This window comes from Streptomyces sp. STAM6, assembly GCF_054963715.1.
Map to the genome: position 1 here is coordinate 178,444 of NZ_JBUEFZ010000010.1, position 22,993 is coordinate 201,436.

Below are 22,993 nucleotides of genomic sequence, written 5' to 3' on the forward strand. Positions count from 1 at the left end.
CGGGGTCAGTTGGCGGAGGAGGGTGACTGCTCTGCCGTGCGTGGTCCGGCGATGTCCACGGCCGGCGCCGGGCCCCGTGGACGGGGGGCCGCCCGGGCGCGCCGGATCGCGGTGAGGAGGCACACCGCGAGGACCGCCCAGCCGAGCGCGCCGAACGCCATCTCCGTGTCGGTCCAGTGGACGGGCCGCTGCCCGGAGTACACGGACGCGGTCACGCCGCCGACGACGACCCCGTACGTGAGCCCCTGCCACAGGCCGACGACGAAGAGCCCGGCCGCCGGCCAGGCGAGGTACTGCACGCCCGACGCGGTGCTCAGCAGGAGCAGCAGCCCGAGCGTGACGGCGACGGCGAGCGGGGTGTCGGCGGGGCGGCGCAGGGCGATCCACACCCCGACGGCCATGATCACGGCGACGATCAGATAGTGGCCGGGGCCGCGCAGTACGGTCACGAGTTCCTCGGGCACACCGGCCCAGCGGGCGAACCGCACGATGCCCCAGAAGCTGAAGTTGCCGCCCGCGTACTCCAGCACCTTGGCCTTGAGCCCGCCGGGGACAGTGGCGGCAACGGGCCCCCACACGGCGAGGAACAGCACCGCGAAGCCGGCCGTGAACCGCAGCAGTGTGCGCCGGCCGGAGCGCCAGGCGGCGGCGAAGAGCAGCGGTACGGCCACCACCGGGATCAGTTTGACGCTGATGCCGGCGGCCGCGGAGAGGCCGGCCGCCAGGGGCGCGCCGCGGTCGGTGAGCAGGTACGCGGCGGCGAAGGCGAACATCACCGCGACCGTGTCGGTGTTCCCGTGGTAGCCGGAGGTGGCCACCAGGACGGGGCACAGGGCCGCGCCGAGCGCGCAGAGGACGGCCGTCCGGAGCCGTCCCCGCCGCCGCACGATCTCGAAGACCAGGAGCACGGTGAGGAAGTCGGCCAGGCACGCCGGGAAGCGGATCAGGGGCCGCCAGGGGATGTGCTCCTGGGCGAGTCGTTCGAGCCCCAGCAGCAGCCAGCTCGCGAGCGGGGGGTGGTTGTAGACCGGCAGCCAGGGCAACGGCTCGGCGTAGACGCGAATGGGGTCCGTACGGGCGATGGCCCGCGCGAAGCCCCAGAAGAAACGCACGTCGGCGGGCCCGCGGGTGGATGCCGCGAGCGCCACTTTCGACACGAACGCGATCGCCGCGACCACGAGGACGGCGATCCGGGCTTTCCGTACATCCCAGGACAGGGACGACATTCGGACGTTCATGGTGGCCGAACGTAGCAATACCTGCGGCACCAGACGAAGCACCGATTAACACACTTAACCCGGACCGGAGTTCACCGCGGGCCCGCAGGGAGGCGTTATCGCCCCGGAAATGAATTCCCGAATCACACGTATGGCCCATCACGTAATTCGTGGCGCTCAACTCTCGTTCACAACCTGCACCTTGTTCCGTATCCCCGCACCCCAGGTCAGGTCGGTCGAAGTGAAAGCTCTCGTACTCTCCGGCGGCGCCGGCACCCGGCTGCGCCCCATTACGCACACCTTCGCCAAACAGCTCGTGCCGGTCGCCAACAAGCCGGTGCTCTTCTACGGACTCGAATCGATCGCCGCGGCCGGCATCCGGGACGTCGGCATCATCGTCGGCGACACGGCGGAGGAGATCCGGGCCGCGGTGGGGGACGGCTCCCGATTCGGTCTGGACGTCACCTACATTCCCCAGGCCGCGCCGCTCGGACTGGCCCATGCCGTCCTGATCGCCCGGGAGTTCCTCGGCTCCGACGACTTCGTGATGTACCTCGGGGACAACTTCATCGTCGGCGGGATCACCGATCTGGTCGAGGAGTTCCGCTCGACCCGGCCCGACGCGCAGATCCTGCTGACCAAGGTCCCGGACCCGCGCGCGTTCGGCGTGGCCGAGCTGGACATCGACGGGCGGGTGGCACGGCTGGAGGAGAAGCCCGCGGTCCCGCGCAGCGACCTGGCGCTCGTGGGGGTCTATCTCTTCTCCCCCGCCGTGCACGAGGCCGTCCGGTCCATCCGGCCCTCGGCCCGCGGCGAACTGGAGATCACCCACGCCCTGCAGTGGCTCATCGACGAGCGGCGCACCGTCAAGTCGACGATCATCTCCGGCTATTGGAAGGACACCGGGAACGTCGCGGACATGCTGGAGGTCAACCGGTCGGTCCTGGAACTGCTGACCCCGCACAACGAGGGCACGGTCGACGACGCCACCGAGATCATCGGCCGGGTACGGATCGGCGGCGGTGCGACGGTGCGCGGCTCGCGGATCGTCGGTCCGGTCATCATCGGCGCCCACACGGTCGTGGAGAACTCGTACATCGGGCCGTCGACCTCCATCGCGGAGGACTGCCGGGTGACGGACAGTGAGATCGAGTACTCCATCGTGCTCAGCGGCTCGTCCCTGCTCGGCGTGGGGCGCGTGGAGGCCTCGCTGATCGGCCGTAACGTCGAGATCACCCCGGCCCCGCCCATCCCGGCCGCCCACCGCCTGGTGCTCGGCGATCACAGCAAGGTGCAGATCTCCGCATGAACACCGTCACTCGCGTCCTGGTGACCGGCGGCGCCGGTTTCATCGGCTCGCACTACGTCCGTACGCTGCTGGGGCCCGAGGGCCCCGGCGGCCTCCAGATCACCGTCCTCGACCGGCTCACCTACGCCGGCAACCCGGCCAACCTGCACTCCGTGCGCGACCGTCCGGAATTCGCCTTCGTGCGCGGCGACGTCTGCGACCCGGTCCTGGTCGACAAGCTGGTCTCCGAGCACGACGAGATCGTGCACTTCGCCGCCGAGTCGCACGTGGACCGGTCCATCCAGGGCGCCGACGCGTTCGTGCGCACCAATGTGCTGGGGACGCAGACCCTGCTCGACGCGGCGCTGAGGAACCGTATCGGCACCTTCGTGCAGATCTCCACGGACGAGGTCTACGGCTCGCTGGAGACCGGCTCGTGGACGGAGGACGAGCCGGTCCGGCCCAACTCCCCCTACGCCGCGACCAAGGCGGCCGGCGATCTCCTGGCGCTGTCGTACCACCGCACGCACGGACTCGACGTGCGGGTGACACGCTGCTCCAACAACTACGGCCACCACCACTTCCCCGAGAAGCTCATTCCGCTGTTCATCACACGGCTGCTCGACGGCGGCCGGGTGCCGCTGTACGGCGACGGCTCGCACGTCCGGGACTGGCTGCACATCGACGACCACGTCCGGGCGGTCGAACTGGTGCGCACCCGGGGCCGGGCGGGCGGGATCTACAACATCGGCGGCGGTACGGAACTGACCAACCGTGACCTGACCGCACTGCTGCTGGAGGCCTGCGGCGCCGACTGGTCGCGCGTCGACCACGTCGGGGACCGCAAGGGGCACGACCGGCGGTACTCGGTCGACTGGACGAAGATCCGCGAGGAACTGGGGTACGTGCCCCGCAAGGACTTCTCCTCCGGGCTCGCGGAGACCGTCGCCTGGTACGAGCAGAACCGTTCCTGGTGGCAGCCGCTGCTGGACCGGGCGGCGCTGTGACCTGGCTCGTGACCGGCGCCGCCGGAATGCTGGCCCGGGACGTGCTGGCCCTCCTGGGTGACGAGGGGGTGGGTCTGGACCGGGGAGGGCTGGACGTGTGCGACCCGGCCGCGGTCCGCTCGGCCCTGACGACCCTGCGCCCGCGCGCCGTCGTGAACTGCGCGGCGTGGACGGCGGTGGACGACGCCGAGTCCCGGGAGACCGAGGCGCTCGCGGTCAACGGCACGGCGGTGCGGCACCTGGCGGAGGCGTGCGCCGCGGCCGGCTGCGCCCTGCTCCACGTCTCCACCGATTACGTCTTCGGCGGCCACGCGCGCGTGCCCTACCCGGAGGACGCCGTCCCGGGCCCCCGCACGGCCTACGGCAGGACCAAGCTGGCCGGCGAGCGGGCCGTGCTGGAACTGCTGCCGGAACGCGGCTACGTGGTGCGCACGGCGTGGCTGTACGGGGCGGGCGGGAACAACTTCGTCCGGACGATGCTGCGGCTGGAGGCGACCCGGGAGTTCCTCGACGTGGTCGACGACCAGCGCGGCCAGCCGACATGGACCGCGGACGTGGCCCGGCTGCTGGTCGCCCTGGGCCGCTCCGGGGCGCCCGGCGGTGTCTACCACGCCACCAACGGGGGCGAGGGCACCTGGTGCGACCTGGCCCGTGAGGTCTTCCGCGGCGTGGGCGCCGACCCGGCCCGGGTCCGGGCGACGACGAGCGCGGCCTACGTCCGCCCGGCACCCCGCCCCGCCTACAGCGTGCTCGGCCACGGCCGGTGGCGGGAGGCGGGGATCGCGTCCCCGCGGGACTGGCGGGAAGCGCTGCGGGAGGCGCTTCCCGCTCTGTCCGGGACCGGGTCCGCCGGGCCGCGATGACCGTCAGCGCGCGGCGAGCACCTCGCACAGCCGCGCCCGCAGCCGTTCGTCCGCACGGACCACCTCGTGGTCCAGCACCGCTCCGGTCACGCGGGTGTCGCCCTCGGCGAGGACCCTCAGGCGGCGGACCTGGTCCGGTGTCAGGGCCGCCGCGCCCAGCGCCTCCAGGGCGTCGCACGCCCCCATGAGGTCGGCACGCAGTTCGGCGGACCGCAGGGCGGCCTCGGCCAGCGCGGTCCGGTCCAGGGCGTCCGGTTCGGCGACGGCGGCGAGGGCGAGGACGGCGGAAGGCGCCTGCTCGGGGTCGTCGAGCAACTTCCTCAGGCCCGGGACCAGCGGACGTGCGGCCGGGCCGAGGAGGGCGGCCGCCCGCGCGGCACGTGCCGCGCTCCAGCAGAACCAGGGCTCACCGGCGGCCCGGCGCAGCACCGAGCCCAGGATGTCGAGCGGCGTGTCCGTCTCCCCGGCGACGTGCCAGAGGGCTTCCGCGACGGCCACGTCGGCGTCGAGCTCCGGCGAGGTGGACGAGCCGTCGGCGCGCGGCGCGCTCACGGCGTCCCGCAGGGCGGGGAGCAGGGCCCGGGCGCCCGGGCCGAGTGCGGCGGCCGTCCGGGCGGCTTCGACGACCAGGTCGGGGCCACCCTCCAGACGTCTGTCGAGCACCTCCAGGAGCGGGCCGCTCTCGCCGGTCAGGTCGTACAGCGCCCGCGCGACCGCGAGCGAGCCGTCGGCGGCCGCCTCGCGCAGCACACCGGCGGCCCGTGCGCGCTCGTCACCCGGGTCGCGTTCGTCGCCGCCGGGGCGTTCGGCCGTGTCCGCACGGCCGGCCGGGGCCGCCGCGACCGCCGCGATCGTCTCGGCCGCACGGCCGGGGAAGCGGGGCAGCACCGCGTACAGCTCCGGCAGTGCCGGGGCGGCCCGCGGGCCCCACTGCCGCAGCAGGTTCATCAGCAGCAGGGGCTCCTCGGCCCGCGGGTCGTCCCCGGCCAGCCGGACGCGCACGGCGTGCAGCAGCTCGGCGTTGAACGGGAAGACCGTGCCCGCCGGCGCCATGAACCCGGCGGCGGCGTCGAGTGCGCGGGGCCGGTGCCCCAGGTGCCGGGCGAGCAGCCGCGCGGCCTGCTCGGGTGCCACGGCGGCGAGCGCGGCCAGTGCCTCGTCGGCGGCGTCGCCCTCGCCGTCGGCCGTCCGCTCCAGCATCGGGGCGGCGTCCGCCGCCGCGGGCCCGAGCAGGGTGAGGAGGGGGAGCGTGGCACGCACCGCGCCAGGCTCGGCGGCGAGTTCGAGCAGGACGGGCATGAGCAGCGGGGGCAGGCCGCGGGAGACCCGGCAGGCCAGTTCGGCCGCCCACAGGGCTTCGGTGCGGACCTCGGCGCGGCCGTCCCGCAGTGCGGCGTGCAGCAGGGCCGCCACGGCGGCCCGGTCGGCGTCGGTGTCACGGTTCAGCAGCGCGCCGACGATCGCGTGCAGCGGTTCCGTGCGTTCGATGTCGAGTCGCTTCACCATCAGCGGGTCGGCCGGGAGCAGGGACAGGACGGTGTCGTGGTGCGCCGCGCTCCAGGGCGCACCACCGTCGAGGGAGGCGAACACGGCGGCGATGCGCAGGTGGGGTGCCTGGGCCGGGTCGAGTGCGGCTTCAGCGAGGACGGTGGCGCCGGCGGCGTCCAGCCGGGCGAGCGCGGTCAGCAGCTCCGCCCGTACCAGGGGCGCCCGTTCGTGCTCCCAGCGGTCGCGCAGTACGGGCAGCACGGACGCTTCGCGGGTCTGTCCCGCGGCCCAGGCGGCGGCCTGCCGTATCCCGGTGTCCCGGTCGGAGAGCAGCGGCAGGATCAGCGGGAGCTGCGCGACGACGGCCGCCCGGACGGCGCCGGGTTCCGTGTCGCACTCGTCCTCGCTCTCCGCCATGCCGCCGAGCAGCCCGAGGATGTCGGCCGCGGCGCGTCCGGCCGACGCGATCCGGGCGAGGAAGGGCACCACGGCGACGGTTGCGGGGTAGACCGTGCCCTGGTGCAGAACGCTGCTGTACAGCTCGGACACGGCTTCCTCCGCCGCCCCCGGGTCGTCACCGGCGAGCGCGCGGAGGACGTCCGGGAGGTCGTCGGCGCTTCCGTAGGCGTGCGAAGTGGTGTGCCAGGGCTGGTCGTCGAGGCCGTCGAGCGCGCGTGCGAGATCCATGCGCGGATCCTGGCAGAAGGGCCCGGCGGCCGGCAGCCCCGGGCACGTCCGTGGCCCGGCACGGGCGCGGAGCGGCGCCGGTGCGCCCGTCACGGCCGTGCCGGTGATCCGGTCACGGCTGCGCCGGGATCAGCGGACGGGCGATGCCGGCCCGCAGCGTCTCGTACCAGTCGGCGCAGACCGTGTAGGACGGCAGCAGGCCCTGGCGTTCCGCCTCGGCGAGGGTGGGGGCCGACGCGTCCTTCTCGGACAGGACCGGGGTGAGCCCGGCGGGCCATTCGATGGCGAGGTCCGGGTCGAGCGGGTGGACGCCGTGTTCGCGGGCGGGGGCGTAGCCGCGCGAGCAGAGGTAGACGACGGTCGCGTCGTCGGTGAGCGCGATGAAGGCGTGGCCCAGGCCCTCGGCGACGTGGACGGCGCGGTGGTCGCGGTCGTCGAGGGGCACGGCCTCCCAGGCCCGGTAGGTCGGGGAGCCGGTCCGGATGTCGACGATCACGTCGAGCACGGCGCCGCGGACGCAGGTGACGTGCTTGGCCTGGCCGGGCGGCACGTCGGCGAAGTGGATGCCGCGCAGGGTGCCGCGGGCCGAGACGGAGCAGTTGGCCTGGGCGAGGCCGAGGCCGTGGCCCGCGGCCTCCACGAGCTCGGGTGCCCGGAACCACTCGTGGAACGTGCCGCGGTCGTCCCGGAAGATCTTCGGTTCCATGACCCACGCGCCTTGAATGCTCAGTTCACGCATCGGTGGCCCACCGTCCTTTCGTGTCGGCAGGCTCAACCGCCTGGCGCCCGGGGCGTCACTCGGGCCACGACCGGACGGGTGACCGTCAGCTCCTGAGCGCGGCGACGGCGGCCGTGGCGAGGTCGTCGAGGTAGCCCTCGGGGAGGTCGGTGCGGATCACGACGAGCCGCCAGTAGAGCGGTCCGACGATCAGGTCGAGGGCACGGTCGGGGTCGGTCCCCTCGGGGAGTTCCCCGCGGGCGACCGCGTCCCTGACGACCAGGGCGGCCACGCCCTGCTGGCTGTCGAGCAGGGCCGCCTTGACGGCGTCGGCGATCTCGGGGTGGCGGGCGGCCTCGACCAGGAGGTCCGGGATGACCTGCGAGGCGACGGGGTGGCGCAGTGTGTGCGAGGCGACTTCGAGCAGGGCGCGCACGTCCCCGTAGAGCGAGCCGGTCGCCGGTGCGGGCAGGCCCTGGGCCGCGAAGGCGGTCACCAGGTCGAGCACGAGCGACAGCTTGGACTTCCAGCGCCGGTAGACGGCGGTCTTGCCCACGCCGGCCCGGCGGGCGATGCCCTCGATGGACATGCGGGCGAAGCCGACCGCGGCCAGCTCCTCGAAGACGGCGGCACGGATGGCGTCCGTCACGTCCTCCCGGAGCACCGCCGCTCCGGCGGGCGCGCGGCGTGGGGTCCCGGGCTGCGTCGTCATGACCCGGATCATAGCCGCCGCCCACGTGACGACGGGACGGTTGCGTTCCGACGTGACCGCGCCCTACTCTCGACGTGGCGACGATACGGTTCCGTTCCGTCGCTCCGACCACTGAGAGGGGACCGCCGTCGTGAGCACCCGGACACTCGCCCCGCCGCCGGTGGAGCCGGCCGACGATCTGCGGGCGCTCGCCCTGCGGCACGGGCTGACCGTCAGCGGCGCGCGCCCTCCGCTCCGGGAGTACGTCCGGCAGCTCTGGTCACGCCGGCACTTCATCACCGCCTTCGCGACGGCCCGCCTGACCGCGCAGTACAGCCAGGCCCGGCTGGGCCAGGTGTGGCAGGTGATGACCCCGCTACTCAACGCGACGGTCTACTACTTCATCTTCGGCGTGCTGATGAACACCCGCAGCGGCGTCCCCGACTTCGTGCCGTTCCTGGTGACCGGCGTCTTCATCTGGACCTTCACGGCCGGCTCGATCACCGCCGGCACCCGCGCCATCAGCGGCAACCTGGGGCTGGTGCGGGCCCTGCACTTCCCGCGCGCCGGCCTGCCGATCGCACTCGGGCTCCAGCAGCTCCAGCAGCTGGCCTTCTCGCTGTGCGCCCTGGTGGCCATCCTGTTCTGCTTCGGCGTGACCCCCGGCCCGTCCTGGCTGCTGGCGGCCCCGGCGCTCCTCCTCCAGGCGCTGTTCAACACCGGCGCCTCGATGGTGATGGCCCGGCTCGCGGCCCGCACCCCCGACATCGCACAGCTGGTGCCGTTCGCCCTGCGCACCTGGATGTACGTCTCCGGCGTGATGTGGAGCGTCCAGCACGTACTGGCGAACAACCATCTGCCGCGCGCGGTCCTGCTGGCGCTGGAGTGCAACCCGGCCGCCGTCTACATCGACCTCGTGCGCTTCGCGCTCATCGGCAGCTTCACCTCGGACCAGCTGCCGCCGCACGTCTGGGCCGTCGCCACCGGCTGGGCGCTGCTCGCGTCGGTGGGCGGCTTCATCTGGTTCTGGAAGGCGGAGGAGACGTACGGCCGTGGCTGACACCCGCACCGCACAGCGGATCCCGACCGTCGTGGTCGACGGCGTCCATGTGAAGTACACCGTCCAGGGCGCGGGCCGGAACACCGGCAGGAGCAGCGCCCCCGCCGCGCTCGGCAGGCTCCTGTCACGCCGGCGTACGCCCCCCGGCACCCGTACGGTCCACGCCGTCAAGGGCGTCAGCTTCGCCGCGTACAAGGGCGAGGCGATCGGACTGATCGGCTCCAACGGATCGGGCAAGTCGACCCTGCTCAAGGCGATCGCCGGGCTTCTGCCGGCGAGCGAGGGCCGGATCTACACCCACGGCCGGCCCTCCCTCCTCGGTGTGAACGCGGCACTGATGGGCGATCTGACCGGTGAGCGCAACGTCGTCCTGGGCGGGCTCGCGATGGGCATGTCCCGCGAGGAGATCCAGGAGCGCTACGAGGAGATCGTGGACTTCTCGGGGATCAACGAGAAGGGCGACTTCATCTCGCTGCCCATGCGCACGTACTCCTCCGGGATGGGCGCCCGGCTGCGGTTCTCCATCGCCGCCGCGAAGAGCCACGACGTCCTGCTGATCGACGAGGCGCTGGCGACCGGCGACGCGAGGTTCCAGCGCCGCAGCCAGGAGCGGATCAACGAGCTGCGCCAGGAGGCGGGCACGGTCTTCCTCGTCACCCACAGCAACTCGACCGTCCGGCAGACCTGCGACCGGGCAATCTGGCTGGAGGCCGGGAGTCTCATGATGGACGGCCCGGCGGGGGACGTCGTCGACGCGTACGAGGCACACACGAAGAAGAAATAGTCTGAATTCCGGACATAATGCTCTAAAGTGCGGCGGGATGACGACGTATCGGATCAGCGCACCCACCCGGACCCCCCGGTTCAGTGGCCGGCGACCCTACATGCCCGCCCTGCTCTCCGTCTGGGTCCTCACCCGTGCCGGGATGCTCCTGCTGCTGTGGGACGACAGCCTCGGCATCGGCGGGATCGCCCGCGAGGTCTACCTGCAGTACCAGCACTGGTACGGACGGCTCTCCGCGGGAGACTTCCCGTTCGGCGACGCCTCCTGGCAGTACCCGCCCGGAGCGGGCCTGGTCTTCCTGGCGCCCGGGCTGGTGCCCGGACTGACCTACTTCCAGGCGTTCGTGGCCCTGACCCTGTTCGCCGACCTGGCCGTCGCCGTCGCCCTCGCCCGTGTCGGGGGCAGCGGCGCCTGGGTGTGGGTGGGCGGGCTGCCGCTGCTGGCTCACCTGCCGCTCGCCCGGTACGACGTCCAGGTCACCGCCCTCGCCGTGTTCGCGCTGCTGGCGGTACGAACGGGTCGGACGCGCCTCGGGGGCGTCCTCGCCGGAATCGGCGCCATGGTCAAGGTGTGGCCGGCGCTCGCCCTGTTCGGCACGGACCGCGGCCGCACCACCCGTCAGTCCTGGACCGCCGCGGTCGTCACGGCGGGCGCGCTGCTCGGCCTCCTCCTGCTCGGCTTCAGCCACAGCCTCGACTTCCTGCGCCAGCAGGGCGACCGCGGTGTGCAGATCGAGTCGCTCGGCGGCACGGCCCTGTCCGTGGCCCGCCTCGCCGGCTGGCCGGGCGAGGTGCGGTACCAGTACGGGGCCTTCGAGCTCGTCGGGCCGTACGTGTCGAGCGTGGCGCATCTCGCCCTGCTGCTCACCACCGCCGCGTTCTGCTGGCTGCTGCTGTGGCGGGTCAGGGCGCGGCGCTGGAGCCCGGCCACCCTGCCGGACGCCGCGCTCGCCGCCGTCCTGCTCTTCACCGTCACGAGCCGGGTCATCAGCCCCCAGTACATGATCTGGCTGCTGGGCCTGGCGGCGGTCTGCCTCACCTGCCGTGAGACCAGCCAGCGCTCGGTCGCCCTCCTGCTGGTACCGGCCGCCGCGCTCAGCACCCTGGCCTACCCCGTGCTGTACGAGGACGTCCTGGCCGTGACACCCCTGGGCTGCGCGGTCATGGTGCTGCGCAACGCGCTGCTGCTCGCCGCCGCGCTGGTGTCCTGCCGCCGCCTGTGGGCCGCCTCCGCCCCCAAGTCGCTGGAGGACTGGATCGGCTGACGCCGCGCCGGCCGAGGGCCCCGCCCCGGACATCGCCCGCGCGGCGGATGACGCGAAGGGGCGCCCACCACTCGGGCGGGCGCCCCTTCACTCACCGGTCACCGGCACTCCGCTGCCGGCGTGCCTCAGGTGTGCGAACGCAGCAGGGTGCGCATCGTCCGCATCGCCACCGACAGGTTCGCCAGGTCGAACGCGTCCGAACTCTGGATCTCGTCGAGCGTCGTGCGCGCCCGGCTCAGGATCGCGGCGTTCTTCTGCTCCCAGGCCTTGAACCGCTGCTCCGGCGTCGAGGTGCCGTTGCCGGCGGTCAGCACGTCCGCCGTCAGCCCGGCGTGCGCCGCGTACAGGTCCTCGCGGATGGAGGCGCGGGCCATGGACTGCCAGCGGTCGGTGCGCGGCAGCTCGATGATCCGGTCCATCAGCTGCGTGATGCTCAGCCGGTCCGCCAGGTCGTAGTAGACCTCGGCGACGGCCAGCGGGTCCTTGCCGGTGCGGTCCGCGATCTGGACGATGTCGAGCGTCGGGAAGGCCGACGAGAATCCTCCGACCCGCAGCGCGAGCTCCTCGGGCACACCCTCCTCGGTGAGCTCGGTGACGATCGACTCGTACCACTCCAGGTCCGCGCCGCGCAGCAGCTGCGGCAGCTTCGCCCAGACCGTCTCCACCCGCTCGGCGAAGAAGTCGATGGTCTCGGCGAGCTGCACCGGCTGCGGCCGGTTGCCCAGCAGCCACCGGGTACCGCGCTCGACCAGCCGGCGCGAGTGCAGCCGGATGCGGGTCTGGACATCGGCCGCGACCTTGTTGTCCAGGGCCTCGACGGCGTCCCACACCTCGCCGAGGCCGAAGATCGCGCGGGCCGCGGTGTGCGCCCGGACGATCTCCTCGGTGGAGGCGCCGGTCTCCTCGCGGAGCCGGTGCAGGAAGGTCGAACCACCGGTGTTGACCGTGTCGTTGACCAGCACCGTCGTGATGATCTCGCGGTGCAGCGCATGGGCGTCGATGTGCTCGGGGAACTCCGCGCGCAGCTTCGAGGGGAAGTACGCGTGGAGCAGCCCGCGCAGGTACACGTCGTCCGGCAGGGCGGTGTGGACCAGCTCCTCCGCCAGCGTGATCTTGGTGTAGGCGAGCAGGACCGCCAGCTCGGGCTGGCTGAGGCCCTTGCCCTGGCCCAGCAGTTCGCGGATCTGCCGGTCGTTCGGCAGGAACTCCAGCGCCCGGTCGAGGTGTCCCTCCCGGCCCAGCCGGCGCATGAAGCGCTGGTGGGCGTGGAGCAGGGACGGGGACTGGATCACGGCGTTGGCCAGGGCCACGTTCTGCGCGTAGTTGTTGCGCAGCACCAGCGCGCCGACCTCGTCGGTCATCTCCGCGAGGATCTTGTTGCGCTGCTTGACGGTCATGTCGCCCTCGGTGACCAGACCGTTGAGCAGGATCTTGATGTTCACCTCGTGGTCGGAGGTGTCCACGCCGGCGCTGTTGTCGATGGCGTCGGTGTTGACCCGGCCGCCCTTGCCCTCGGGGCCGCCCTTGCGGTCGAACTCGATCCGGCCGAGCTGGGTCAGGCCCAGGTTGCCGCCCTCGCCGACGACCTTGACGCGCAGGTCCTCGCCGTTGACGCGGATGGCGTCGTTGGCCTTGTCACCGACGTCGGCGTGCGACTCGGTGGCGGCCTTGACGTACGTACCGATGCCGCCGTTCCACAGCAGGTCGACCGGCGCCTGGAGGATCGCCTTCATCAGCTCGGCGGGGGTCAGCTTGGTGACCGTGCCCTCGATGCCGAGGGCCGCCCGCATGTGCGCGTTGACCGGGATCGACTTGGCGGAACGGGGGTGGATGCCGCCGCCCGCGGACAGCAGCTCCTTGTCGTAGTCGGCCCAGGAGCTGCGCGGCAGCTCGAACAGGCGGCGCCGCTCGGCGTAGGAGACGGCCGCGTCCGGGTTCGGGTCGATGAAGATGTGGCGGTGGTCGAAGGCCGCTACCAGCCGGATGTGCTCGGAGAGCAGCATCCCGTTGCCGAAGACGTCACCGGACATGTCGCCGACGCCGACGACGGTGAAGTCCTGCGTCTGGGTGTCGTGGCCGAGCTCGCGGAAGTGCCGCTTGACGGACTCCCAGGCGCCGCGGGCCGTGATGCCCATGCCCTTGTGGTCGTATCCGGCGGAGCCGCCGGACGCGAACGCGTCACCGAGCCAGAAGCCGTAGGCGACGGCGACCTCGTTGGCGATGTCGGAGAAGGTGGCGGTGCCCTTGTCGGCGGCGACGACGAGGTAGGTGTCGTCCTCGTCGTGCCGGACGACGTCGGCCGGCGGCACGACCTCGCCCGCCACCAGGTTGTCGGTGATGTCGAGCAGCGCGGAGATGAAGGTCCGGTAGCTGGCGATGCCCTCGGCGAGCCAGGCGTCGCGGTCGACGGCCGGGTCCGGGAGCTGCTTCGCGACGAAGCCGCCCTTGGCGCCGACCGGCACGATGACGGTGTTCTTCACCATCTGCGCCTTGACCAGTCCGAGGATCTCGGTACGGAAGTCCTCACGCCGGTCGGACCAGCGCAGGCCTCCTCGGGCGACCTTGCCGAAGCGCAGGTGGACGCCCTCGACCCGCGGCGAGTACACCCAGATCTCGAACGCCGGGCGGGGCGCCGGGAGGTCCGGGATGGCCTGCGGGTCGAACTTCATCGAGACGTAGTCGTGCGGCTCGCCGCTCTCGGTCTTCTGGAAGAAGTTGGTCCGCAGGGTGGCCTTGATGACGGTGAGGAACGACCGCAGGATGCGGTCCTCGTCGAGGGACGCGACCTGGTCGAGGGCGCCGTCCAGCTCCTCCAGGAGCCCGTCGATCAGCTCGGTGCCGGCGCGCTGGCGCTCCGGCGCCATCCGGGCCTCGAAGAGCGACACCAGCAGCCGGGTGGTGTGGACGTTGTTGCGGAGGGTGTCCTCCATGTAGTCCTGGCTGAAGGTCGAACCGGCCTGGCGCAGGTACTTGGCGTACGCGCGCAGCACCATCGCCTCGCGCCAGTTCAGCTTGGCGCTCAGCACCAGCGCGTTGAAGCCGTCGTTCTCGGCCCGGCCGGTCCAGGACGCGGCGAACGCCTCCTGGAACCGCTCACGCGCGTCGTCGGCGACGTAGTCGCCGTTGCCGTGCGGCATGCGTAGCCCGAAGTCGTAGATCCACGCCTGGGTACGGTCCGAGCAGCGCAGCTCGTACGGGCGCTCGTCGACGACCTCGACGCCGAGCCGGTTGAGGACCGGCAGGACAGCGGAGAGGGAGACCTGTGCACCGGCCTTGTAGATCTTGAAGCGGCGCTCGCCGGGGCCGGCGCCGACCGGCTCGTACAGCGAGAGCGCGAACTCCTTCTCGCCCCGGGCCAGCTGCTCCAGCTGGACCAGGTCGCCGACGGCGGCGCGCGGGCTGTGGTCGGCCTTGTACCCCTCGGGGAAGGAGTTGCCGTACCGGCGCAGCAGCTCGGCGGCGCGCTCCTCGCCGAGCTCCGCGTTGAGCGCGTCGGCGAAGCCGTCGGCCCAGGAGCGGGCGGCCTCGACGAGCCGGCCCTCCACGCGCTCGACGTCGGCGTCGGTCAGCGGGGTGAGCTCGGTGCCCTGTGGGACGCGGACGACGAAGTGGATCCGGGAGAGGATCGACTCGGTGTTCCAGGCGGTGAAGTCGACGCTGGTGCCGCCGAGCTCCTCCTTGAGGATGTCCATGAGGCGCAGCCGGACGCCGGTGGTGAACCGGTCGCGCGGCAGGTAGACGAGGGCCGAGTAGTAGCGGCCGTACTCGTCCTGGCGCAGGTACAGCCGCAGCCGGCGGCGCTCCTGCAGGTAGAGCACGCTGGTGACGATCTCGCGGAGCTTGTCCACCGGCGTCTGGAAGAGCTCGTCGCGCGGGTAGGTCTCCAGGATCTGGAGCAGGTCGCGGCCGTCGTGGCTGTTCGGCGAGAAGCCGGCCGCGTCGAGGACCTCCTCGACCTTGCGGCGGATGACGGGCACGCGGCGGACGGACTCGGTGTACGCCGCGGACGAGAACAGGCCCAGGAAGCGGCGCTCGCCGATGACGTTGCCCTCGGCGTCGAACTTCTTCACGCCGACGTAGTCGAGGTAGGACGGCCGGTGGACGGTGGCGCGGCTGTTGGCCTTGGTCAGGATGAGCAGCTTGTGCTCACGGGCCTTGGCGCGGGCGTCACGCGGCAGCCGGTTGAAGGACGGCGAGACGGGGTGGGCCTCGTCCTCCGCGTGGTGCGGGTCGGAGCGCAGGATGCCGAGGCCGGTGCCGGGGATGGCCCGCAGGGCGTCGTCCGCGGTCAGCTCGTACTCGCGGTACCCGAGGAAGGTGAAGTGGTCCTCGGAGAGCCAGCGCAGCAGCTCCCGGGCCTCCTCGACCTCGCTCTCACGCAGGTCGGAGGCGATCGGCTCGTTCGGCAGCTGCTCGGCGATGCGCAGCGAGGCGTCGCGCATCTTCTCCCAGTCCTCGACCGTCTCACGGACGTCGGACAGGACGCGCAGCAGGTCGGCGGTGATCTGCTTGAGGTCGCCCCGGTCGGTCTCGCGGTCGATCTCGACGTGGATCCAGCTCTCGATCAGCACGTCGTGCTGCTGCTGGGCGGCCCTGGCGGCGGACTCGGGGAGGACCTCGACGAGCTTGCCGGTCACGTCGCGGCGGACGGGGACCTGGGGGTGGACCACGAGGTGGATGCCACGGCCCTGGCGGGAGAGCTCGTTGGTGACGGAGTCGACGAGGAACGGCATGTCGTCCGTGACGACCTCGACGACGGAGTGGCTGCAGGTCCAGCCGTTCTCCTCGACGGTCGGCGTGTGGACGCGCACGTTGGCCGTGCCCTGGGGACGGTTTTCGGCCAGCCGGTAGTGGGAGAGCGCCGCGCCGAAGACGTCGACCGGGTCGCGGTCCGTGAGGTCTTCAGGAGCGGTGTGCAGGTAGTAGCGCTGGAGGTAGTCGAGCAGCATGTCCTGGTCCGGACGCTCCCCGGTGTCCGGCCCGGTCGTGAGTTGCCCCCCGACCGGACTGTGCTCAGCTACCCGGGCGGCCCGTTCGAGCAGCTCGGCCTTGGCTTCGTCCAGCTTGGTCTGCATGTCCTCTGGCTCCTGTCGCGCGCCGTTGCGTGACGTAGGGGAAATGAGAAGTGACACAACGCCACGACGCGGGGTTTCCGGTCGGAATCGACGCTATGCCGCGATGAGAGATGTCCGGGCGGTTATCAGCCATTTTTGGCGTCCGGGCCGGATTGGGGTGATCGAGCATCGCCCGGGCGCTGTAGCGTGCCGGGCGTGGGGTGGAGGCTTCGCTGCCTCCACGGCATATCGCGCTGATCACGGGTCCAGGCTATCGCTCCTCACCCCTGGGCCGTCATGAGCCGTATGTGTACAAAAGAGGGGCCCGAAGTTTGACACTCTGGACAGCGACACGGGCGGTCTGGGCACACTGATAGGACCGACGTACGTTGACCTCCGACTTCCGGGGAGCAGCAGTCATGGCAGCCAAGATCCTGATCGTCACCGGCGACGCGGCGGAGTCCCTCGAGGTTCTGTACCCGTACCAGCGGCTGCGCGAGGAGGGGTACGAGGTCCACATCGCCGCCCCCGCACGCAAGAAGCTGCGGTTCGTCGTCCACGACTTCGAGCCGGGCTTCGACACCTACACCGAGAAGCCGGGCTACAGCTGGCCCGCCGATCTTGCCTTTTCGGAAGTCGAGCCGAGCCAGTACGTGGCGGTGGTCGTCCCGGGCGGCCGGGCCCCCGAGTATCTCCGCAACGACCCCGAACTGCGCAAGATCCTGAAGTCCTTCTTCGACGCGGACAAACCGGTGGCCCAGATCTGCCACGGCCCGCAGCTGACGGCCGCGGTGGGCGCGCTGGAGGGCCGCCGGGTGACCGCCTATCCGGCCCTGGAACTGGACATGCAGGCCGCCGGCGCCACCTTCCAGGACACCGAGGCCGTGGTGGACGGCACCCTGGTCTCCTCCCGCGTCTGGCCGGACCACCCGGCGTGGATGCGGGAGTTCCTCCGGATCCTCCGGGCGAAGTCGCCGACGACCTGAGCGAAGCGGCGTCAGCCCGCCAGTTCCTCCGCGACCGCGACGGCCTCGTCCAGGGTGTCCACGACCGGCACACCCGCCGCTTCGAGGCTGGCGCGGCTGTGCGAGCCGCCCGTGTACAGCACCGCCCTGGCGCCCACGTGCGCCGCCGCCACCGCGTCGTCCGCGGCGTCCCCGATCACGACGATCCGCTCGGGCGACGAGGCCACGGTGCCGTCCAGCGCCAGCAGGTGCCGCACCATGTGCTCGGCCTTGCCCGCCGTGGACGCGCCGATCCGCCCGTCCACGCGGACGAACCGCTCCTCGATGCCGTGACGCCGCACGATCGGTACGAGATGCTCGTGCGGGGCCAGCGAGAGCAGCGACTGGGTGTACCCGGCGTGCTGCCGGGACGCCAGCAGATCCGCGGCGCCGACGGTCAGCCCGCACGCGTCGGCCCTGGCCCAGTAGTGGCGGTGGAACGCCCCGTCCATCAGCGCCCACTCGTCCTCCGTGGGCAACCGCCCCATGAGCCGCTCGTAGAACAACGGCACGGGCACGCAGTACAGCTCGCGGTATTGCGCGAGGGTGATCGGCTCGAGGCCTATCTCCGCGAACGCCGCGTTCGTCGCGCCGATGACCGCGGCGGTGTCGTCCAGCAGCGTGCCGTTCCAGTCCCACACCAGGTGAGCGCCGCGCTTCCCCATACCCTTCCCCATCCCCGAAACCGTACCGACCGGGTCCGACAACCGGCCCGTCAGCCGATGAGGTTGGGGATTTCCTGCACCCCGAACCACAGCAGCTCGTGATCCTCCGCGCCGTCCACCGTGAACTGCGCGTCGTCGTCGCCCAGGTCCGCCGCGCCCAGGGCGTCCGCCGCGGCCGACACATCGGCCTCCGCGTCGTCGCCGTCGGCGTGCACCGCGGCCGCCTTGGCCAGCGGCACCGCACGGGCGATCCGCACCTCGCCGACCGACGAGGCGTGCAGCCCGCCGTCGGGGTCGGCGACCGCGGCCCCGTCCGGTACGTCGACCGCCACGACGACCCGCCTGCGCGGGGCGCCGGGGTCTCCGGCGATCAGCCGCAGTGAGGCGGCCGCCGCCCGGCTCAGCGCCGCGTACTCGAGCTCCTCGATGTCGTCGGAGACGTACCACTCGCGCAGCCCGGGCGTCACGGCGTAGGCCGTCAGCGGGCCGGGGCCGAGCTCGCCCGCTGTGTGCGCCTGTGCGAGACCGGGGAGCGTCAGGGGGACGTACACGCGCATGGCAGGCCGCTTTCGTAGTCGGGAGACGCCTTTCAGGATACGTGCGCGTCCCCCTTCGGGGCCCGGTGCCCGACGGGCCGCTTCGTCCACCTGGCAACACTCCTCCACGCCCTTGCCACGCGCCACCAGTGCCTCGGTCGTCCGGATAGGTGATCCGCGCTCCGGAGCCGGGGGAGACACATGTTCATTGCGGGTGCTCCCGGCCCGCCCGTACAAGATCCCCAACAGAAGTTACCGACCGGTATCACCGGGTCGGCGAGCACCGGGGGCGATCACCATGGACACCACCACCCGCACCACCGCCAGCACCGGCACCACCACTCGCACCGCCACGGCCAGGACCGGCACGGCGAGGCCCGGCGCACGCGCGACGACCGGTCCCGGCGGGCGCCGCGACCAGCGCCGCCCCGCTCCGGCCGCGGGCGGGGGTGCGGGCCGTCGGCCCCGCCCGCCGCACGCGGTGTTCGCCGAGCGCCTGCTCGCCGTGCTGAGCGGGGAGCGCCCGGTCCACTGGATGCTCGGCCAGACCGTCGGCGAGGCCTACGACCAGCTGATCCGTCTCGCCCCCAGCGCGCCGCTGCGCGGCCGGGGCGCCCGTGCCGTGATCCGCCGGTGCGGCGGCTCCCCCCTGCGGCCGGGCGTCGTGGAGGCGTACGCGAGCGTCGCGGCGGGCGAGCAGGTCCGGGCGATGGCCTTCCGCCTCGAGCAGGGCAGGGACCGCAAGTGGCGCTGCGCGGCCGTGGAACTGGGCGGGAGCCGCATCTCCCCATGACCCGGCCGGGCGGCCACCGGGCGGGGCTCAGCCGGGCACAGGGACGCTCGGGAACGCCGGGAACGCCGGGAAGGCCCTGTGGGTCCGGCCGGCGGAACGAAGCGGGGCCGGTCACGCGACACACGCGTGACCGGCCCCGAAGACCGCTGGACCCAGGGTCACTTCTTGCGGCGGCGGCCGCCCTTCTGCGCCTTGCGGCGCTCCGCGCGGGTCATGCCGTCGGACTCCGAGCGGGCCGGGCCCTCACCGCTGTCGAAGTCGCCCTCGACGATGCTGCCGTCCCCGTCGACCTTCGGCGCGGTGAAGTGCAGCCGGTCCGGACGCTGCGGCGCGTCCAGGCCCTTGGCCCGGATCTCCGGGCGCCCCGCGCCGGCGGGCACGGCGTCCTCCTTGGCCAGGGAGGTCTTGGCGGCCGCGTCCTGCACCGGGACCTCCTCGACCTGCTGCTCGACCTGGACCTCCAGGTTGAACAGGTAGCCGACGGACTCCTCCTTGATGCCCTCCATCATCGCGGTGAACATGTCGAAGCCCTCGCGCTGGTACTCGACGAGCGGGTCCTTCTGGGCCATGGCGCGCAGGCCGATGCCCTCCTGGAGGTAGTCCATCTCGTAGAGGTGCTCACGCCACTTGCGGTCGAGGACCGACAGCACCACGCGGCGCTCCAGCTCGCGCATGATGTCCGAGCCGAGCTGCTTCTCACGCGCGTCGTACTGCTCGTGGATGTCCTCCTTGACCATCTCGGCGATGAACTCGGCGGTGATGCCGGCCCGGTCGCCGACGGCCTCCTCGAGCTCCTCGACGGTCACCTTCACCGGGTAGAGCTGCTTGAAGGCGCCCCACAGCCGGTCGAGGTCCCACTCCTCGGCGAAGCCCTCGACGGTCTCCGCCTGGATGTACGCGTCGATCGTGTCGTCCATGAAGTGCCGAACCTGCTCGTGCAGGTCCTCGCCCTCCAGGACGCGGCGGCGCTCGCCGTAGATGACCTCGCGCTGCCGGTTGAGCACCTCGTCGTACTTCAGGACGTTCTTGCGCGTCTCGAAGTTCTGCTGCTCGACCTGCGACTGGGCGGACGCGATGGCCCGCGTGACCATCTTGTTCTCGATCGGCACGTCGTCCGGCACGTTGGCCATCGCCATGACGCGCTCGACCATCTGGGCCTTGAACAGCCGCATCAGGTCGTCGCCGAGCGACAGGTAGAACCGGGACTCGCCGGGGTCGCCCTGACGGCCGGAACGGCCGCGCAGCTGGTTGTCGATACGCCGTGACTCGTGCCGCTCGGTGCCGAGCACGTAGAGCCCGCCCAGCGACTTGACCTCTTCGAACTCGGCCTTGACCGCCAGCTCGGCCTTCTCCAGAGCGGCGGGCAGGGCCGCGGCCCACTCCTCGACGTGCTCGACCGGGTCGAGGCCGCGCTGGCGCAGCTCCGCCTCGGCGAGGTCGTCGGGGTTGCCGCCGAGCTTGATGTCCGTACCACGGCCGGCCATGTTCGTGGCGACGGTGACGGCGCCCTTGCGGCCGGCCTGGGCGACGATCGTCGCCTCACGGTCGTGCTGCTTGGCGTTGAGCACCTCGTGCTGGATGCCGCGCTTGGACAGCTGCTGCGACAGGTACTCGGACTTCTCGACCGACGTCGTACCGACGAGGATCGGCTGGCCCTTCTCGTGCTTCTCCGCGATGTCGTCGACGACGGCGGCGAACTTGGCCACCTCGGTGCGGTAGATCAGGTCCGACTGGTCCTTGCGGATCATCGGCCTGTTCGTCGGGATCGGGACGACGCCCAGCTTGTAGATCTGGTGGAACTCGGCGGCCTCGGTCATGGCCGTACCGGTCATGCCCGACAGCTTGTCGTAGAGGCGGAAGAAGTTCTGGAGGGTGATCGTGGCGAGGGTCTGGTTCTCGTCCTTGATGTCCACCCCTTCCTTCGCCTCGATCGCCTGGTGCATGCCCTCGTTGTAGCGGCGGCCGGCGAGGATGCGGCCGGTGTGCTCGTCGACGATCATGACTTCGCCGTCCATGACGACGTAGTCCTTGTCCTTCTTGAACAGTTCCTTCGCCTTGATGGCGTTGTTCAGATAACCGACGAGGGGGGTGTTGACCGACTCGTAGAGGTTGTCGATCCCCAGCCAGTCCTCGACCTTGGACACACCGGCCTCGTGGATGGCGACCGTGCGCTTCTTCTCGTCGACCTCGTAGTCGCCGGTCTCCTCGATGCCCTTGAGCGGGTTGCCGGGCTCGCCCCGGGTGAGGCGGGTGACGAGCTTGGCGAAGTCGCCGTACCACTTGGTGGCCTGGTCGGCCGGGCCGGAGATGATCAGCGGCGTACGGGCCTCGTCGACCAGGATGGAGTCGACCTCGTCGACACAGGCGAAGTTGTGGCCGCGCTGGACGAGCTCGTCCTTGGACCACGCCATGTTGTCGCGCAGGTAGTCGAAGCCGAACTCGTTGTTCGTGCCGTACGTGATGTCGCAGTTGTACTGCTCGCGGCGCTGTGCGGGCGACATGTTGGCCAGAATGCAGCCGACCGACAGGCCGAGGAACTTGTGCACCCGGCCCATCATCTCGGAGTCACGCTCGGCCAGGTAGTCGTTGACCGTGATCAGGTGGACGCCCTTGCCGGACAGCGCGTTCAGATACGCCGGGAGCGTGCCGACGAGGGTCTTGCCCTCACCGGTCTTCATCTCGGCGACGTAGCCGAGGTGCAGCGCGGCGCCACCCATCAGCTGGACGTCGTAGTGACGCTGGCCGAGCACGCGCTTGGCCGCCTCGCGGACGGTCGCGAACGCCTCCGGGAGCAGGTCGTCGAGGCTCTCGCCGTCGGCGTAGCGCTCCTTGTACTCCTCGGTGAGCGCCCGCAACTCGGCGTCGGAGAGGTTGACGAAGTCCTCTTCGATGGAGTTGACCTGGTCCGCGATGCGGTGCAGTTTGCGCAGGATCTTGCCTTCGCCTGCACGCATGAGCTTGTTGAAGACGGACACTGAGGCTGGTCTCCTTGCCGGTCGGGCCTGGCACTGGGTCTTGTCATGGACACGGGCACGGGCACGGCAGGTGGGCCCCACCGCAACGGCCATCGTAAGCGAGGACCCCGCTGCGCCGGGAGCTCCTCCACCCCGGGAGGCCGACTGCTGCCCGGTAAGGAGAACGCACGGGACGCCTGGAAGGTGCCGCCCGTACCGAAAAGTGCTCGCACAGTGCACTCGGGCGGAACCAGAATCCTCACATGGAGCCCACCACCCTGATCACCGAACGCCTGCTGTTGAGCGCCTTCACCCCCGCGGACACCGACGAGGTGCGCGCCGCCGTCCAGGACCCCGACATCCAGCGCTGGATCCCCCTGCCGTGGCCGTACGAACAGCAGCACGCGGAGCACTTCACCGGCCGGACCGTCCCGGACGGCTGGCGGGAGGACACCGAGTACACCTTCTCCGTGCGGCTCCGTGAGGGCGGGCCGCTCCTCGCCTCGACGAGCCTGCACCACCCCGGCCCGGGCACGTGGGAGATCGGCTTCTGGACGGTCAAGGAGCACCGGGGCCGGGGCTACACCGCGGAAGCCGTCTCGGCGCTGGCCCGCTGGGCCTTCACCGCCCTCGGCTGCTCCCGCCTGGAGTGGCGGGCAGAAGTGGGCAACACCGGCTCGCGGGCCGTGGCCGAGAAGGCCGGCTTCACGGTGGAGGGCGTCCTGCGGGCCGGCCACGACCACCGCCAGACGCGCCGTGACTGCTGGATCGGCTCGCTGCTCCCCTCGGACCTGGACCTCCCGGGCCCCACCCCCTATCTCCCGGCCCGCGGCTGACCGGCCCACGGCTCAGCGGCCCGGCCCACCGGTCCGCTGCCGGCCGGGTCGCCCGCTCGCCGGAGACGCCGCGGACCGGGCTCC

17 protein-coding genes are annotated in these 22,993 nt (G+C 71.6%); 9 read left to right on the forward strand and 8 right to left on the reverse strand.

Features of this window, described 5'->3' with window-relative positions; genetic code table 11:
* Nucleotides 1–5: 5 nt before the first annotated feature.
* Complete coding sequence (locus ACY34K_RS15345; protein ID WP_462747168.1) at nucleotides 6–1,238, reverse strand: glycosyltransferase family 39 protein; 1,233 nt, start codon at nucleotides 1,236–1,238, stop codon at nucleotides 6–8.
* A gap of 220 nt (nucleotides 1,239–1,458) precedes the next feature.
* Between ACY34K_RS15345 and ACY34K_RS15350 the strand changes: the two genes are divergently transcribed.
* From ACY34K_RS15350 to rfbD, 3 genes are read left to right on the forward strand one after another with little or no spacing between them, the layout of a single operon-like run.
* Nucleotides 1,459–2,526, forward strand: coding sequence for a glucose-1-phosphate thymidylyltransferase (locus tag ACY34K_RS15350; protein WP_462747170.1), 1,068 nt, complete (start codon nucleotides 1,459–1,461; stop codon nucleotides 2,524–2,526).
* Entirely contained in the window at nucleotides 2,523–3,512 is a 990-nt protein-coding gene (gene rfbB / locus ACY34K_RS15355; protein WP_462747172.1) for a dTDP-glucose 4,6-dehydratase, read from the forward strand. The genes ACY34K_RS15350 and rfbB overlap by 4 nt, the downstream gene beginning before the upstream one ends.
* A complete protein-coding gene (rfbD, locus tag ACY34K_RS15360) occupies nucleotides 3,509–4,375 on the forward strand; it encodes a dTDP-4-dehydrorhamnose reductase (protein WP_462747173.1) in 867 nt (288 codons plus the stop codon). The genes rfbB and rfbD overlap by 4 nt, the downstream gene beginning before the upstream one ends.
* Before the next feature lie 3 nt (nucleotides 4,376–4,378).
* Here rfbD and ACY34K_RS15365 read toward each other — a convergent pair whose 3' ends face one another.
* The 3 genes from ACY34K_RS15365 to ACY34K_RS15375 form a co-directional block, all read right to left on the reverse strand.
* A complete protein-coding gene (locus ACY34K_RS15365) occupies nucleotides 4,379–6,550 on the reverse strand; it encodes a HEAT repeat domain-containing protein (protein WP_462747174.1) in 2,172 nt (723 codons plus the stop codon).
* Nucleotides 6,551–6,662: 112 nt separating this feature from the next.
* On the reverse strand, nucleotides 6,663–7,289 hold the full coding sequence (locus ACY34K_RS15370; protein WP_462747176.1) for a dTDP-4-dehydrorhamnose 3,5-epimerase family protein: 627 nt from the start codon (nucleotides 7,287–7,289) through the stop codon (nucleotides 6,663–6,665).
* 85 nt (nucleotides 7,290–7,374) lie between these two features.
* Entirely contained in the window at nucleotides 7,375–7,992 is a 618-nt protein-coding gene (locus ACY34K_RS15375) for a TetR/AcrR family transcriptional regulator (protein ID WP_462747177.1), read from the reverse strand.
* A gap of 118 nt (nucleotides 7,993–8,110) precedes the next feature.
* Here ACY34K_RS15375 and ACY34K_RS15380 point away from each other — a divergent pair, with 118 nt between their 5' ends.
* From ACY34K_RS15380 to ACY34K_RS15390, 3 genes are read left to right on the forward strand one after another with little or no spacing between them, the layout of a single operon-like run.
* Entirely contained in the window at nucleotides 8,111–9,019 is a 909-nt protein-coding gene (locus tag ACY34K_RS15380; RefSeq protein WP_462747178.1) for an ABC transporter permease, read from the forward strand.
* Complete coding sequence (locus ACY34K_RS15385) at nucleotides 9,012–9,803, forward strand: ABC transporter ATP-binding protein (RefSeq protein WP_462747180.1); 792 nt, start codon at nucleotides 9,012–9,014, stop codon at nucleotides 9,801–9,803. The genes ACY34K_RS15380 and ACY34K_RS15385 overlap by 8 nt, the downstream gene beginning before the upstream one ends.
* A gap of 37 nt (nucleotides 9,804–9,840) precedes the next feature.
* Nucleotides 9,841–11,067 (forward strand): glycosyltransferase 87 family protein, encoded by a 1,227-nt coding sequence (locus ACY34K_RS15390; RefSeq protein WP_462747182.1) that lies wholly within the window; start codon nucleotides 9,841–9,843, stop codon nucleotides 11,065–11,067.
* A gap of 125 nt (nucleotides 11,068–11,192) precedes the next feature.
* Here the strand turns inward: ACY34K_RS15390 and ACY34K_RS15395 are convergent, their stop codons facing one another.
* Entirely contained in the window at nucleotides 11,193–16,142 is a 4,950-nt protein-coding gene (locus ACY34K_RS15395) for an NAD-glutamate dehydrogenase (RefSeq protein WP_462747184.1), read from the reverse strand.
* Nucleotides 16,143–16,540: 398 nt separating this feature from the next.
* On the opposite strand from ACY34K_RS15395, the gene ACY34K_RS15400 reads away from it, so the two are divergent.
* Nucleotides 16,541–17,107 carry a DJ-1/PfpI family protein gene (locus ACY34K_RS15400; protein WP_462747186.1) on the forward strand — a complete coding sequence of 189 codons (567 nt, stop codon included), beginning with the start codon at nucleotides 16,541–16,543 and terminating at the stop codon, nucleotides 17,105–17,107.
* An 11-nt stretch (nucleotides 17,108–17,118) separates the two neighbouring features.
* On the opposite strand, the gene ACY34K_RS15405 is transcribed toward ACY34K_RS15400, so the two are convergent.
* Both ACY34K_RS15405 and ACY34K_RS15410 read right to left on the reverse strand, forming a co-directional pair.
* Complete coding sequence (locus ACY34K_RS15405; protein ID WP_462747220.1) at nucleotides 17,119–17,790, reverse strand: HAD family hydrolase; 672 nt, start codon at nucleotides 17,788–17,790, stop codon at nucleotides 17,119–17,121.
* A gap of 50 nt (nucleotides 17,791–17,840) precedes the next feature.
* Complete coding sequence (locus tag ACY34K_RS15410) at nucleotides 17,841–18,347, reverse strand: DUF6912 family protein (protein ID WP_462747187.1); 507 nt, start codon at nucleotides 18,345–18,347, stop codon at nucleotides 17,841–17,843.
* Nucleotides 18,348–18,624: 277 nt separating this feature from the next.
* Here ACY34K_RS15410 and ACY34K_RS15415 point away from each other — a divergent pair, with 277 nt between their 5' ends.
* The gene (locus tag ACY34K_RS15415; protein ID WP_462747189.1) at nucleotides 18,625–19,119 is read left to right on the forward strand and encodes an Rv3235 family protein; all 495 of its coding nucleotides are present in this window, start codon (nucleotides 18,625–18,627) and stop codon (nucleotides 19,117–19,119) included.
* Between the two features lie 158 nt (nucleotides 19,120–19,277).
* Here the strand turns inward: ACY34K_RS15415 and secA are convergent, their stop codons facing one another.
* Complete coding sequence (gene secA / locus ACY34K_RS15420; protein WP_462747191.1) at nucleotides 19,278–22,094, reverse strand: preprotein translocase subunit SecA; 2,817 nt, start codon at nucleotides 22,092–22,094, stop codon at nucleotides 19,278–19,280.
* 242 nt (nucleotides 22,095–22,336) lie between these two features.
* Here secA and ACY34K_RS15425 point away from each other — a divergent pair, with 242 nt between their 5' ends.
* Nucleotides 22,337–22,909 (forward strand): GNAT family N-acetyltransferase, encoded by a 573-nt coding sequence (locus ACY34K_RS15425; RefSeq protein ID WP_462747193.1) that lies wholly within the window; start codon nucleotides 22,337–22,339, stop codon nucleotides 22,907–22,909.
* Nucleotides 22,910–22,993: the final 84 nt, after the last annotated feature.